Source organism: Streptomyces sp. GLSS-08 (genome assembly GCF_056387915.1).
Genome location: NZ_JBWJAQ010000001.1, coordinates 190,764 through 205,163, shown reverse-complemented (window position 1 = coordinate 205,163; position 14,400 = coordinate 190,764). Strand labels below are relative to the sequence as shown.

Genomic DNA, 14,400 nt, shown 5'->3' with positions numbered 1-14,400 from the left:
CTCGTACGGCCGCAGCACCGGGGCATTTTCGTCTGAGGCCTGCCCCGCAATTCCCGGTGGAGCAGCGCGCGGCGTCAGATGCGTGCATCGCAAGGCCGAGGGTCGTCCTCATACCGGGCGTATTCGGGCGATCCGGCAACACGGGGAGGTGCGGTAGCTGTCGCCGTTCGCCCACCGGGAATGGCGGGACAGTCCTTCAGGGGCGGGGCGAGGCGGTGCCCGCGGGGTCGGCCCCGGTCAGGGCGGGGGGCGGCGGGGCCGGCCGGTGCGGGGCGGTGAGGCGGCCGTCCGCGGCAGCGCTGAGTCTGGTCAGCTCCGTGACGGTACGGGCGAGTGAGCGGGCCGCGGTGCCGTGCCCCTCGGTGTCGGCCTGACGGAACGCCGCGACGAGGCCGTGCCTCTCGGTGTCGAACCACCGCAGAGCGCCGGCCGCGGCCACCTGGCGTCCGTCGGCCAGGGCGCTGACGGCGGCGCGGGCCCGCATCAGCCATGCGGTGAGCGCCCGGTCGACCGTCGACCTGCGGTCGGCCGCGTCGGTCTCGGACTCCGCGCACTCGCGGGCGAACATGCGGACCACGGGGGGCATCCGGCAGCGCAGCTGCCCGTGCCGGTGCGTCTCGCGCACCTCCAGCAGCCGGGCGTCGACCAGCGTCTCCAGGAGGTCCTCGGCCCGGGACTCGTCGGTCTCCAGTACGGAGGCCGCAAGCCAGGCCGGTATCTCCGCGGTGGGCAGCAGCGACAGCCGGCCCAGCGCGGTCCGCGCCCTGACCGGCAACCGCAGGTAACTCGGGCGCAGCGAGGACCGGACGTCGATGTCGGCGAGGCGCAGTTCGTCCAGCGGACGCCGGTCGCCGCCGGCCAGCCTGCGCGCCATCTCGGCCAGCGGCCAGTGGGGTTTGGCGGCCAGCCGTACGGCCACCACCCGGACGGCGATCGGCAGCCGACCGCATCGGACCATCAGGGAGTCGGCCACGTCGTGCTCCGCCGCGATGCGGTCGGGACCGATCACGCGGCGCAGCAGCGCGAGTGCCTCGAAGCGGGTGAAGACATCGAGTTCCAGCGACCGCGCGCCCTCCAGGGCCGTGAAGCGTGACCGGGTCGTCACGACCACCCGGCTGCCGGTGGCCCCCGGGAGCAGTGGCCGCACCTGCTGTTCGTAGTCGGCATTGTCCAGGACGACCAGGCAGCGGCGTTCGGCGAGCACGCTGCGGTAGAGCTGGGTGCGCGCCTCCAGGGTCACGGGCATCGGGGTGCCGGGCTCGCACAGTGCCTGGAGGAACCACTCGAGGACGTCGTAGGGATCTCGTGGACGATCCTGCGGCCCGCCCAGGTCCGCGTACAACTGGCCGTCGGGGAAGGCGTCCAGGCACCGGTGCCCGGCCTGGACGGCGAGGGCGCTCTTGCCCACTCCCGCGGTGCCGGTCACGATGACCGGTGCCGGCCCGATGCGGTCGCCGCGCAGCAGTCCGGACAGTTCACGCAGCTGGGGCTCGCGGCCCGTGAAGTCGGCGACGGCCGGAGGCAGCATGCCCGGCCGCACCCGGGGCCGGGCATGGACGCGGATCTCCTGGGGGAGGGCGGCGAGCCCGGGGTCCCCGGACAGGATGGACTGGAAGACGTCGGTGAGCATCGAGCTGGGATCGATGCCCAGTTCCTCGGCGAGGATCACCCGGCCGCGCTGGTACTCGGCCAGGGCGTCGGCCTGCCGGCCCACCCGGTAGAGCGCCGTCATCAGCTGGGCGCGCAGCCGTTCGCGCAGCGGGTGGTCCTGGACCAGGTCGACGAGTTCGGAGACCAGCGCGTCGTGGCGGCCGAGCGCGAGATCCGCGGCGATCCGGCCCTCGAGCGCGGCCATGCGGGTCTCCTGCAGCCGGGGGAGTTCGACCCTGGCCAGGTGCTCGGTCACACCGCTGAGCGCGGGGCCGCGCCACAGCGCGAGTGCCGCGGCCAGATGTTCGGCGGCAACGGCGTGGCGGCGGGCCTGCAGGGCGTCGTAGCCGAGGCCGGCCAGTCGCTCGAACTCGGCGTAGTCGAGTGTGGCGTCGGTCAGGACGAGCCGGTAGCCCGGCCGGTGACGCAGGATCGCCGCTCCGGGGGACAGCAGTTTGCGCAGCCGTGAGACGTAGGTGTAGAGCTGCTGGTCGACCGTGGCGGGAGGCGTCGGCCCCCAGGTGACCTCGCGCAGTTGCGCGTCGGAGACCACGCGGTCGCCCGCGAGGAGCAGCGCGGCGAGCACCGTCATCGGTTTCTCCGCCATCGGCGTGGGACCGCGCCCCGCTCGATGTATTCCGACAGGCCCCAGAACCCGGAATTCCACGCGTACCCCCCTTGTGTGTTCACGGTCCGGATCGACCGAAAGGGTTCGGTCCCATGAGGTCGAGGGGAATGGTGCGGAGCGACCCCGAGGGTACCAGCCGGAGATCCGCCCGCAGAACGTGATTTCCGCATGAAAGCCCGTGTGTTTCGCATGCCTGTGTTCTTCATCCCGGCACATGAGATATGCACCCGTGCGTGGTCGTCGCGTGTTCCGGACGCTCCACCCGAGGTCTCGGAGGCCTCGCTGACCTGCGCGGTATAGGAGGGCTATAGCTCCCCTCCGCCTCGATATAGAAACCGTCCGCAAGATGTGGACCTGAGTGAACAGCCGGGTGGAGATCCCGCTGACTCGAATGCCGATGGGGGAGTGCCATGAGTGACGGGCGAATCAGGAGTCTGGTCATCCTCGGCGGGGGAACGGCCGGCTGGATGACGGCGTCGTATCTCGGGAAGGCCTTGCAGGGAGAGGTGGACATCACCCTGCTCGAAGCACCGGCCATTCCGCGTATCGGCGTGGGGGAAGCGACGGTCCCGAACCTGCACTCCGCCTTTTTCGACTTCCTGGGGATTCCTGAGCACGAATGGATGCGGGAAGTCAACGCCAGCTTCAAGGCGGGCATCAAGTTCGTGAACTGGCGCACACCGGGACGCGGGGTGCCTGAGCCCCGCCCGCTGGGCGCCGAGACGGACTACTTCTACCACCACTTCGCGCACCTCCAGCAGCACGACGGGGTCCCGCTGCCGCAGTACTGGTACCTCAAGCAGCAGCGCGGTGACGACCCGGGGCCGTTCGACCGCGCCTGTTTCCCGGAGACCGCGGTCCTCGACGCCAACAAGGGCCCCTGGAAGGCGGACGGAACGCCGGCCATGGACTACGCCTGGCATTTCGACGCCGCGCTGGTCGCCGACTTCCTGCGCCGCTTCGCCACCCAGAAGCAGGGCGTGCGTCATGTCCAGGGAGAGATGGCGGAGGTGATCCAGGACGAGCGCGGGTTCATCACCGCGCTGCGGACGAAGGACGACCAGCTCCTGGAAGGCGACCTGTTCGTCGACTGCTCGGGCTTCCGCGGCCTGCTGATCAACAAGGCGATGAGCGAGCCGTTCCTCGACATGGGGGACAAGCTGCTGTGCGACAGTGCGGTGGCCACCGCGGTCCCGCACGACGACGAGGCCAACGGCGTCGAGCCGTACACCTCGTCGATCGCCATGTCGAACGGCTGGACCTGGAAGATCCCGATGCTGACGCGGTTCGGCACCGGATACGTCTTCTCCAGCAAGTTCACCACGCGCGAGGACGCGACCGAGGAGTTCTGCGCGCTGTGGGGGCTCGACCCGAAGGACACGCCGCTGAACCAGGTGTCCTTCAGGGTGGGCCGCAACCGCCGGGCCTGGGTGCGCAACTGCGTCGCCATCGGTCTGTCCTCCTGCTTCGTGGAACCGCTGGAGTCGACGGGCATCTACTTCATCTACACGGCCATCGAGCAGCTCGCCAAGCACTTCCCGGACAAGCGGTTCGACCCGACGCTGATCGACCGGTTCAACCGCGAGATCGAGAGCATGTTCGACTTCACGGTGGACTTCATCCAGACCCACTTCGCCTTCTCGCCCCGCACGGACACGGAGTTCTGGCGGGCGAACAAGAAGATCCCGCTCGGGGACGACCTGCGCGAGAAGGTCGAGCTCTACCGGGCCGGTCTGCCGGTCAACCCGTACTCCTCGGGTGAGCAGGTGCTGCACGGCAGGTCCGAACTCGGCAACAAGAACTTCTGGAACAACACCAACTACTGGTGCATGTTCGCCGGCCTCGGCTTCCTGCCCGAGAACGTGCTGCCCGCCCTGCAGTACAGGCCCGCCTCGGTGGCGGGCGCGGAAGCACTCTTCGCCGACGTACCGCGCCGCGCGGCCGAACAGCTCCAGGAGCTGCCCTCCACGTACGACATCCTGCATGCCCTGCACGGCAAGTAGAGCGCGGAGACCTTCCATGAAGCCGGCAACACGTGCGGAGGCGGGCGGCCACCTCCGCCTCGAAGGGTCCGAGGGGCTGCGGCAGTTGATGGCCGGATTCCCCACGGGCGTCGCGATCGTCACCGCGTTCGACGCCGAGGCCCGTCCCTGGGGGATGACCTGCACCTCCCTGGCGAGTGTGGCCCTCGAACCGCCCACCCTCCTGGTGTGCCTGCGCCGCGGCAGCCCCACCCTGGGTGCCGCACTCACCGGCGGTGAGTTCGTCATGAACCTCCTCCACCAGGAGGCGCGGTCGACCGCGGAACTGTTCGCCTCGGGCGCGCCGGACCGGTTCGACCGCGTCGACTGGAACGTGCAGCCGGGCGCCGCCGGACCGCATCTGCACACCGACGCCCACGCGGTCGCCGACTGCGCGGTCGTCCGGCAGGTGACGCACGGCGATCACATCGTCGTCTTCGCCGAGGTGCGCGACGTCCTCCTCAACCCCACACCGGCCCCCCTGCTCTACGGCCTGCGGCAGTACGCGTCATGGCCGGCGATCTGAGGCTGGCGCCGCCTCCGCGGCGTGCCCGCACCCGACACCTCTACGCACTCCTGGTACTCGTCCCGGTGGTCCTGGTGGCGGCCGTGCTGCGCCTCGGCGGCACGATCACCGGCGCGGACGAGGCGGCGGCCGGCCCGGACAAGGCGCCCGCGGCGCCGGGAACCTTCGGCGCGCTGCTGCTCGCCCTGCCGGTGATCCTGCTCGTCTGCCACCTGACGGCGAGTCTCTTCAAGCGACTGTCCCAGCCCGCCGTCATCGGCGAGATCGTCGCCGGCGCGCTCCTCGGCCCCTCGCTCCTCGGCCTGCTGTGGCCGTCCGGGTACCACTGGCTGTTCCCGGAGGAACTGACATCACCGATCAACACGCTCGCCCAGCTCGGGCTGGTGTGCTTCATGTTCATGGTCGGCCATGAGCTGGACCTGGGGGCCGTGCGCGGGCGGGGGAAGACCGTCCTGACCATCAGCCATGTCGGCGTGGCCCTGCCCCTGCTCGCGGGGGCGCTGCTGGCGCTCGGCCTGTACCGGCCCTATGCCCCCGACGGCCTGGACTTCACGGCCTTCGGGCTGTTCATCGCCGTCGCCATGAGCATCACGGCCTTTCCGGTGCTGGCCCGCATCCTCGCGGAGCGACGCTCCGAGACCGTGACCGTCGGGCCCGTCGCGCTCTCCTGCGCGGCCGTGGGAGACGTCACGGCCTGGTGTCTTCTCGCCGTGGTCGTCGCCGTGGCCGGACACTCCTCCCCGTTCGGGGCGGTGCGGATCGCCTGCCTCACCGCCCTGTTCTGCGCCCTGCTGCACTTCGTCGTACGGCCCCTGCTGGAGCGCACGCTCAACGGACGCACCTGGCCGCGCGGACCGATGCTGCCGGTGCTCTTCTCGGGCATTCTCCTCTGTGCCCTGACCACGGACCGGATCGGCATCCACGCGATTTTCGGGCCCTTCCTGCTCGGCGCCGTCACGCCCCGCGGCTCCGCCCCGGTCGAGTGGGCCGTGGGGCGCCTGCGGTCGGTGACCGAGATGCTGCTGCTGCCGCTGTTCTTCGTGTTCTCCGGGCTGCGTACCTCGATCGGACTGCTCGGCGACTGGCAGGCGTGGTGCTGGTGCCTGGCCGTCGTCCTGACGGCGACGGCCGCGAAGTGGGGCAGCACCACGCTCGCCGCCCGCGGCTGCGGCATGAGCTGGACGGACTCGCTGTCCATCGGCGCCCTGATGAACTGCCGCGGCCTGACCGAGCTGGTCGTGCTCAACATCGGTCTGGACCTCGGTGTCATCACGCCCACGGTGTTCACGATGTTCGTCGTCATGGCGCTGATCTCCACCGTGCTCACGACCCCCGCGGTCTCACTGATCGCACGGCTGTCCGCAGGGTCGCGAGCCGGCCCGCAGCCGCGGTGAACCCCTCGCCACGCATTTTCCTTTCGGTTGTTGAGAAAGAGGACGCTCGCGATGTATCAGTCCCCCAGGCACTACTTCGAGACCAGGCTGCGGCTCGCCTCGGACCCCATGACCGCGGCCGCCCGCCTGGCTTCGTCCGGGCTGCACCCGGACTACGTCGTCTACGAGAACGCCGGCACCTGGTCCTACGCCGGCGGTGCGCTCGCCGAGATCACGCTGGACCGTACCGGCGCCCGGCTGCGGCAACCGGAGGAGGTGCACCTGCCGTGGGACGGCCGCCCCCTCCAGCAGGTGCAGAACCTGCTCGACGCCGTTCAGGTCAAGGACTGGCGGGCCTACGGCTGGGCGGCGTTCGAGCTGTCCTACGCCAAGGGCGGAGACCTTCGGCATGTAGGTGACCAGCGACTGCTCCACCTCGTCGTGCCGCACACCGAGGTCAGGATCGAGAGCGGCGAGGCGTATCTGCGCTCCGTCGACCAGGCCGCCCTCACGGCCGTGCTGGACGTGCTGGCGGCAGATGACACCGAAACGCGGACCGCGCCGAACCCCGTCGACGTACGGCAGGCCGGAGCGGACGACTACCGCCGGGCAGTCGGGGCCGCGGTCGACGCCATCAACGACCGCCAGCTCCAGAAGGTGATCTTCTCCCGGGTGGTCCCGGTCGACCAGGAAGTCGACTTCGTCGGCACGTACCTGGCGGGCCGGCGCGGGAACAACCCCGCACGCTCGTTCCTCCTCAGCCTCGGCGGCATCGAGGCGACGGGCTTCAGCCCGGAGATCGTCGTGCAGGTCGACCCGGACGGAAGGGTGGTCAGCCAGCCCCTGGCCGGAACCCGGGCCCTGACCGGCGAGCGGGCCGAGGACGACCGGCTGCGCGCCGAACTCCTCTCCGACCCCAAGGAGATCTACGAACACGCGATCTCCGTGAAGATCGCCTGCGACGAACTGCTCGAGGTGTGCGTCCCGGGCACCATAGACGTCGAGGAGTTCATGGTCGTCAAGGAACGCGGCACCGTGCAGCACCTGGCCTCCCGGGTGGGCGGACAGCTCGCCGAGGGCCGGCGGGCCTGGGACGCCTTCAAGGCGGTGTTCCCCGCGGTCACCGCCTCCGGCGTACCAAAGGACGCCGCGTACGACAGCATCCGCACCAACGAGTCCGAGGCACGGGGTCTCTACAGCGGGGCCGTCCTGACCGTGGATCACACGGGCGGCATGGACGCGGCCCTGGTGCTGCGCAGTGTCTACCGGCAGAACGGCCGCACCTGGCTGCGGGCCGGCGCGGGCATCGTCGGCCAGTCCCGTCCCGAACGGGAGCTGGAGGAGACCTGCGAGAAGCTGGGCAGCGTCGGACGCTTCCTCGTGCCTGCCGCCGAGCCGGTCGGCGCGGGCTCCGGCGCGCTGGCGGGAGGGGCCCGCTCGTGAAGGTCAGCGGCATCCACCTCGCGGGCATCGCGACCCACCTGCCGGAGCGGTTCTTGACCCGACGCGCCGTCGAGGAAGGGCTGTTCGACGAGGAGAGCCGGGAGGAGGCGGGGATCGAGTCCGTGCCCGTCGCGGGCGAGACCCTCGCACCCGACCTGGCGGTGCGCGCCGCGCAGGCCGCGCTGGCCCGCTCCGGTCACGGACCCGGGGACTTCGGCGCGCTGCTCCACAGCAGCGTCCACTTCCAGGGCCCCGACGGCTGGTCCGCCCAGCACTACGTCCTGCGGCACACGATCGACCGCCCGGTGACCGCCGTGGAGGTACGGCAGGGCTGCCTCGGCATGCTCTCCGCTCTGGAGATGGCCGCCGCCCGTCTCATGACCGCGTCCGAGCCGCCGGCGGTGCTGCTGACCTCCGGCGACAACTTCTCCACCCCCCTGGTGGACCGCTGGCGGGCCTCGAAGCTCTTCCTGCTGGGCGACGCCGGCGCGGCGGCCGTGGTGTCCCGCCGGGGCGGCTTCGCCCGGGTGCTGTCCGTCGGCTCGGTGTCCGCACCGGCGATGGAGGAGCTGCACCGCGGCGGGGAGCCCATGTTCCCGCCCGGCCCCACCGTGGGACGCACCCTCAACCTGGAGGAGCGCCGGGAGTTCTGGCGCCGGGAGTGGGCCCGCGGAGTCCCGCCGCCCATGGGGAACTTCGGTGACACGGTCGCCGCCGCCGCCCGGCAGTCGCTGACGGAGGCCGGCGTCACCATGGCGGAGATCTCCCGGGTCTGCCACATCGGCTTCTCCCAACTGCCCCTGCAGGCGTCCTTCCTGGACCCGCTGGAGATCGACGAGAAGCGGGGGATCTGGGAGTTCACCCGCACCACCGGCCACCTGGGCGCCGCCGACCCCGTGGCCGGTCTCGAACACCTCTGGACGACCGGACAGGTCGACACCGGTGACCTCGTGATGGTCATCGGCGCCTCGCCCGGCATGGAGGCGGGCTGCGCCATCGTCGAGATCACCGCCTCCCGTGACGCCGACGGGGAGGGCGACCGTGCTTGAGGGATGCACGCCGTGGCCGGAGGAAAGGGCACGGCACTACCGGGCGGCGGGCCACTGGCGGGGGGAGAACCTCGCGGACCTGCTGTCGGCCGCCGCGGCGGCACACGGTGAACGCACCGCGCTCGTGCAGGGCAGGCACCGTCTGACCTACACCGAACTCGACCGCCGGGTGGCCCGGACGGCCGCGGGCTTCGTCGAGCAGGGCATCGCCGCCGGCGACCGGGTCGTCGTACAGCTCCCGAACGTGCCCGAGTTCGTCATCGTCTGCTTCGCCCTGTTCCGCATGGGAGCCAAACCGGTGTTCTCGCTGGTCTCGCACCGGGCCAGCGAGATCTCCCACCTCGTCGAGCTCTCCGGAGCCGTGGCCTACGTGGTGCCGGGCACGTACCAGGGCTTCGATCACGTGCGGCTCGGCCTCGGTCTCGTGAGCGAGTACGACACCCTGCGGAAGGTCTTCGTCCTGGACAGGGCGGCACTGGACGCGGCCGACGCCCCCGACGGCGCACTCGTCGCGCTGGACGAGGTCGACGCCGAGCCCGCGCCGCTGCCCCGGCCCGACCCGTCCGACGTTGCGTTCTTCCTGCTGTCCGGAGGCACGACGGCGCTGCCCAAGCTGATCCCACGGACCCACGACGACTACACGTACCAGACCAGGGCCGCCGCGGACCTGCTCGAACTGGGGCCTGACGACGTCTACTTGGCGGTGCTCCCGGCGGAGTTCAACTTCACCTGGGGCTGCCCCGGCGTGGTGGGAACCCTGCGCTCCGGCGGCACCGTCGTCCTCATCGACACGCCCATCGCCGACGAGTGCTTCGAGGCCATCGAGCGCGAACGCGTCACCTTCACCTCACTGGTGCCGACCCTGGCCCAGCTGTGGCTGGAGGCCGCCGAGTGGAAGACGGCCGACCTGTCGAGCCTGAAGCTCGTGCAGATCGGCGGGGCCAGGCTGCCCCGCTCCGTCGCCGAACGCGTCACCCCCGGGCTCGGGTGCAGACTGCAGCAGGTCTTCGGAATGGCGGAGGGACTGCTCACCCTCACCCGCCCGGCCGACGACGAGGAGGCCGTCGTCACCACCCAGGGCCGGCCGCTCTCGCCCGACGACGAGGTACGGATCGTCGGCCCCGACGGCGCGGACCTGCCGCCGGGCAGCACGGGTGAACTGCTGGCCCGGGGCCCGTACACCCTGCAGGGCTACTACCGGGCACCGGAGCACAACGCCCGCGCCTTCACCGAGGACGGCTTCTACCGCACCGGGGACCTGGCACGGCTGACCGGGGACGGAGCCCTCGTCATCGAGGGCCGCATCAAGGACGTCATCATCCGGGGCGGCGACAAGGTGTCCGCCGGGGAGGTGGAGGAACACCTGCTGGCGCATCCGTCGGTGGCCGAGGTCGCCGTCGTCCCCGTACCCGATCAGTTCCTGGGCGAGCGGGTCGGCGCCTATGTGGTCCCGGACGGTCCGCCGCCCGGCCTGCGGGAGCTGAAGGAGGCCCTGCACGCGGCCGGTCTGGCCGACTACAAGCTCCCCGACTGGCTGGCGATCGTCGAGAACCTCCCGCTGACCGGGCTCGGCAAGGTCGACAAGAAGACCCTGGCGGCCGACGTGGCGGCCAGGCTCAGCGCTGCGGACACCGCCCCGTCCGGACAGGCGGCCGGCCGATGACGTCGTACGCCACCCCGCGACGGGACGACGGCGCCGGCCCCGCCCACCCTCATCCCACCGAAGCCGAAGGACCCAGGACAACGATGGAAACCACAGGGGACAGCTCGGGAGGGACACCGACGGAGGTGTCCGCCGCGCTGCGCGAAGCCGTCGCGGCCATGATCGGTACCGAACCCGACGCGATCGAGCCGGAGGCCAACCTCATTCATCTGGGGCTCGGTTCCCTGGAGATGATGCGGCTGGTCAACCGGTGGCGGCGGGAAGGCGTGCCGGTGCAGTTCCGTGAACTGGCCGCCGTGCCCACGCTCGACGCCTGGCAGCGGCACTTCGACTCCGTCGCGGCCGGGACCGGGGAGGCCCCGGCATGAGCGCGGCCCCGCAGCTGGACGACGAGGGGCTTCCCGACCGCCCGCCGGCGCTCCTGATCCACGGCGGACACGTCTGTACGGCGGACGCCGAGGCCCGGGTGCACCCCACGGGGTCGGTGCTCGTCGTCGGCGACCTGATCGCCGCCGTGGGCCCGGTCGAGGACGTGGCGCAGGCCGTCGCCGGGCTCACCCCCGGGCAACGGGCGGGGCTGCGCACCCTCGACGCCCGGTCCATGCTCGTCATGCCGGGCTTCGTGAACAACCACTGGCACGATCTGTTCGCGCTCCGTCTCCCCTTCAAGGGAGCCCTGCGCCCACCGTCCGACCGGGCCGACGAGCCCGGCTTCATGGCCCTGGGCGGGGACATCGCCAAGGTCTCCGCCGGGTTCGAGGGATTCCGCCGCCTGGTGGACGCCCTGGAGCCCGACGAGGCACAGGCCGTCGCCCGGTACGCGCTCTGGACCCAGCTGCGCTCCGGCACCACCACGCTCGGCGACCTCGGCTCCGTCAACCGTCCCGAAGCACTGGCGGACGCGGCACTGGGCCTGGGCATCCGCTGCTCGGTGAGCGCCTGGGTGGCGGACACGGTGTGCGGGACGGGCAGCGGGGCACCCGAGCGGACCCGCGACGCCGACACCGAACTGGCCCGGATGCGGCAGGTCCTGGACCGCGGCGCGGCCGACCGGACGGGCCGCCTGCGCGCCTGGCCCACGGCCCCCTACCTCACCAACATGAGCGACGAGCTCGGCCGCGGCCTGGCCCGCCTCTCCGCCGAGTACGACGTTCCCTTCGCCACGCACGTCGGCGCCCTGCGCCACGAGGCGGAAGCGGTGCGCGCGCACTTCGGCACCACCCCCGTGCGCAGGCTGGACCGGCTGGGACTGCTGAACGACCGGCTCATGGCCGTGCACTGCGCCTTCGCCGACCCCGAGGAGCGGCAGATGCTGCTCGACGCCGGGGTCCACATCAGCCACTCGCCCGCGAAGTACGGCCCCACCGGGGAATCCACCCTGACCGAGACCGGTCTCATCCCCGGCCTCAGGCGCTCCGGCCTCGACGTGTCCCTGTCGACCGACGGGGGCGTGTTCCCCGTCATGGGCATGGCCGAGGAGATGCGGGCCGCCTGGCAGATGTACAACGAGCTCGCGGCGGACCACACCACCCTGCCCGCCAGTGAGGCGCTCGCCATGGCCACCCGGATCGCCGCGCGCGGCCTCGCCTGGGAGCAGGAGGTGGGCAGCCTGGAGGTGGGCAAGCAGGCCGACCTGGTGCTCGTGCCCGTCGACGACTGGCGCTACCTGCTCAACCCCCGTCCGCTGGAGGGCTATCTGACCCTCGGCGGCACCGCGGACGTGCACACGGTGCTGGTGGCGGGCCGGATCCTGCTGGAGCACGGCCGTGCACCGCACGTCGACGAGGCCGGTCTGCAGGACGCCTACCTGCACGCCCTGCGTTCCTTCTCCGCCCGGGCCCTCGGCGTCGCCGAGAAGGAGCTGACCGCACTGTTCGACGACAATCCCCGGCTGCGTACGGCAAGGACCGCCCGGGCCGCCCTCCGGGTCTGAGGCGCCACGCCGCATCCCGCGCTCTCGCCTGTCCCGCTCGCGCCCTGTACGGAGGTAGCGCAACGATGTCCGACAACACCGCTCTGCTGCTCGCGGAGGACGAGGGCGCCGCTCTCTCCTGCGACGAGATGCGCCGATGGCGGGCGCTGCCCAACAGGCAGCAGCCCGACTGGCTCGACGATCCGCAACTGGAACCGGTACGCCGGCTCCTCGCCGACCGGCCCGCACTGGTCACCCGGGACGAAGTGGCGACGCTGCACGACCTGCTGGCCGAGGTCGCCCGGGGCCGGCTCCAGGTGATCCAGGCCGGCGACTGCGCGGAGGACCCGGCGGAGTGCGCGGCCGGGCCCGTGTCCCGCAAGGCGGACCTGCTCGACCAGCTCGCCGAGGCGATGGGCGCCCGCTCCGGCAGGCCCGTCCTGCGGGTCGGCCGCATCGCCGGCCAGTTCGCCAAGCCCCGCTCCCGGCCCGTGGAACAGGTCGACGGTCGCGAACTTCCCGTCTTTCGCGGGCACATGGTCAACCGTCCCGAACCCGACGCGCTGGCGCGGCGACCGGCGCCCTCGCAGATGGTGATGTGCTACGACGCCGCGGCCGAGGCCGCGGACACACTGCGCCTGCGCGGCAGCGGCGGCCTGGGAGAGCCGTACGCCGGCGTGTGGACCAGCCACGAGGCACTCGTCCTCGACTACGAACTGCCCCTGCTGCGCCGCACCCGCGACGGCCGGCTGCTGCTGACCTCCACGCACTGGCCGTGGATCGGCGAGCGCACCCGGCAGCCCGACGGGGCACATGTGCGGCTGCTCGCCTCCGTGGACAACCCGGTCGCCTGCAAGGTCGGACCGTCCGCCGACACCGACGACGTGGTGCGCCTGTGCCAACTGCTCGACCCCGAAAGGACACCCGGCAGGCTCACGCTGATCGCCCGGATGGGCGCCGACGCCGTGACCGACAGGCTGCCCGCGCTGGTGTCCGCCGTACGGGCCGCGGGACATCCCGTCAGCTGGCTGTCCGACCCGATGCACGGCAACACCGTGACCGCGCCCAAAGGACTCAAGACGCGCTACGTCGACACCATCGTGCGCGAGGTCGTCGGCTTCCAGGACGCCGTCGCCGCCGCGGGCGGGACCGCGGGGGGCCTGCACCTGGAGACGACACCGTACGCCGTCACCGAGTGCGTCGCCGACCCCTCCGGACTGGCCGGGCTGGACACCGCCTACACGACGCTGTGCGACCCGCGCCTGAACCCCTGGCAGGCGTTCGAGGTGATCTCCGCGTGGCACGGCCGGGACCGATGACGCACCACGACACACCAGGACCCCGAGGGAGAGGAGTTCCGCGATGAGGGACACGATCGCGGTGGTGACCGGTGCCGCAGGCGGCATCGGAAGCGCGGTGGCCGAGGCACTCGCCGAACGCGGCGCCTCCGTCGCCCTGCTGGACCGGGACCCCGGCCGGCTGGACGTTCTCGCCAAGGAGCTGCGGGGAGCCGGACACCGGGCGACGGCCTTCCCGGTCGACGTCACCTCCAGCGCGGACGTCGACGCGGTGATCGAGGCCGTCGAGGAGCGGCTCGGCCCGGTCGACCGGCTCGTCAACGCCGCCGGAGTGCTGCACCACGGCCGGGTCGACGGCTTCACGGACGAGGACTGGCAGGCGACCTTCGCCGTCAACACGACGGGCGTGTTCCACGTGTCGCGTGCCGTCGTGCGCGCGATGATGCCGCGCCGGCGCGGTGCCCTGGTCACCATCGCCTCCAACGCCGCGGGCGTCGCGCGCATGGAGATGGCCGCGTACGCGGCGTCCAAGGCCGCGGCGTCCACCTTCACCAAGTGCCTCGGCCTGGAGAGCGCCCCGTACGGCATCCGCTGCAACGTGGTCGCCCCGGGCTCGACCGACACCCCCATGCTGACCTCGCTGTGGGACGACGAGTCCGCGGCCCGCGCCTCGATCGACGGTGTCCAGGAAGCCTTCCGCGTCGGCATCCCGCTGGCGAAGCTGGCCCGCCCCCGGGACGTCGCCGACGCCGTGCTGTTCCTGCTGTCCGACGAGGCGGCGCACATCACCATGCACCACCTCACCGTCGACGGCGGGGCCGCGCTCGGCGCGTGACC

At 71.7% G+C, this 14,400-nt stretch carries 11 protein-coding genes; 10 read left to right on the top strand and 1 reads right to left on the bottom strand.

Annotated features, from left to right (window positions below; translation table 11 throughout):
- Positions 1 to 196 precede the first annotated feature (196 nt).
- Complete coding sequence (locus tag AC0ZLC_RS00760; protein ID WP_476749859.1) at positions 197 to 2,257, bottom strand: AfsR/SARP family transcriptional regulator; 2,061 nt, start codon at positions 2,255 to 2,257, stop codon at positions 197 to 199.
- 431 nt (positions 2,258 to 2,688) lie between these two features.
- Between AC0ZLC_RS00760 and AC0ZLC_RS00755 the strand changes: the two genes are divergently transcribed.
- The 10 genes from AC0ZLC_RS00755 (at position 2,689) to AC0ZLC_RS00710 (ending at position 14,398) form a co-directional block, all read left to right on the top strand.
- Positions 2,689 to 4,281 carry a tryptophan halogenase family protein gene (locus AC0ZLC_RS00755; RefSeq protein ID WP_476749858.1) on the top strand — a complete coding sequence of 531 codons (1,593 nt, stop codon included), beginning with the start codon at positions 2,689 to 2,691 and terminating at the stop codon, positions 4,279 to 4,281.
- Positions 4,282 to 4,297: 16 nt separating this feature from the next.
- Positions 4,298 to 4,825, top strand: a complete 528-nt coding sequence (locus AC0ZLC_RS00750) for a flavin reductase family protein (protein WP_476749857.1) — start codon at positions 4,298 to 4,300, stop codon at positions 4,823 to 4,825.
- Positions 4,810 to 6,219, top strand: coding sequence for a cation:proton antiporter domain-containing protein (locus AC0ZLC_RS00745; protein ID WP_476749856.1), 1,410 nt, complete (start codon positions 4,810 to 4,812; stop codon positions 6,217 to 6,219). Before AC0ZLC_RS00750 ends, AC0ZLC_RS00745 begins: the two co-directional genes overlap by 16 nt.
- 51 nt (positions 6,220 to 6,270) lie before the next feature.
- Entirely contained in the window at positions 6,271 to 7,641 is a 1,371-nt protein-coding gene (locus tag AC0ZLC_RS00740) for a salicylate synthase (RefSeq protein WP_476749855.1), read from the top strand.
- A complete protein-coding gene (locus AC0ZLC_RS00735) occupies positions 7,638 to 8,690 on the top strand; it encodes a ketoacyl-ACP synthase III family protein (RefSeq protein ID WP_476749854.1) in 1,053 nt (350 codons plus the stop codon). The genes AC0ZLC_RS00740 and AC0ZLC_RS00735 overlap by 4 nt, the downstream gene beginning before the upstream one ends.
- Complete coding sequence (locus tag AC0ZLC_RS00730; protein ID WP_476749853.1) at positions 8,683 to 10,353, top strand: (2,3-dihydroxybenzoyl)adenylate synthase; 1,671 nt, start codon at positions 8,683 to 8,685, stop codon at positions 10,351 to 10,353. The genes AC0ZLC_RS00735 and AC0ZLC_RS00730 overlap by 8 nt, the downstream gene beginning before the upstream one ends.
- An 83-nt stretch (positions 10,354 to 10,436) precedes the next feature.
- Complete coding sequence (locus AC0ZLC_RS00725; RefSeq protein WP_476749852.1) at positions 10,437 to 10,721, top strand: phosphopantetheine-binding protein; 285 nt, start codon at positions 10,437 to 10,439, stop codon at positions 10,719 to 10,721.
- Positions 10,718 to 12,286 carry an amidohydrolase family protein gene (locus tag AC0ZLC_RS00720; protein WP_476749851.1) on the top strand — a complete coding sequence of 523 codons (1,569 nt, stop codon included), beginning with the start codon at positions 10,718 to 10,720 and terminating at the stop codon, positions 12,284 to 12,286. Before AC0ZLC_RS00725 ends, AC0ZLC_RS00720 begins: the two co-directional genes overlap by 4 nt.
- Positions 12,287 to 12,414: 128 nt before the next feature.
- Positions 12,415 to 13,584, top strand: a complete 1,170-nt coding sequence (locus AC0ZLC_RS00715; protein ID WP_476750206.1) for a 3-deoxy-7-phosphoheptulonate synthase — start codon at positions 12,415 to 12,417, stop codon at positions 13,582 to 13,584.
- A gap of 43 nt (positions 13,585 to 13,627) precedes the next feature.
- Positions 13,628 to 14,398: a 2,3-dihydro-2,3-dihydroxybenzoate dehydrogenase gene (locus AC0ZLC_RS00710; RefSeq protein WP_476749850.1), complete on the top strand. Its 771-nt coding sequence runs from the start codon at positions 13,628 to 13,630 to the stop codon at positions 14,396 to 14,398.
- The last annotated feature ends 2 nt before the right edge of the window (positions 14,399 to 14,400 follow it).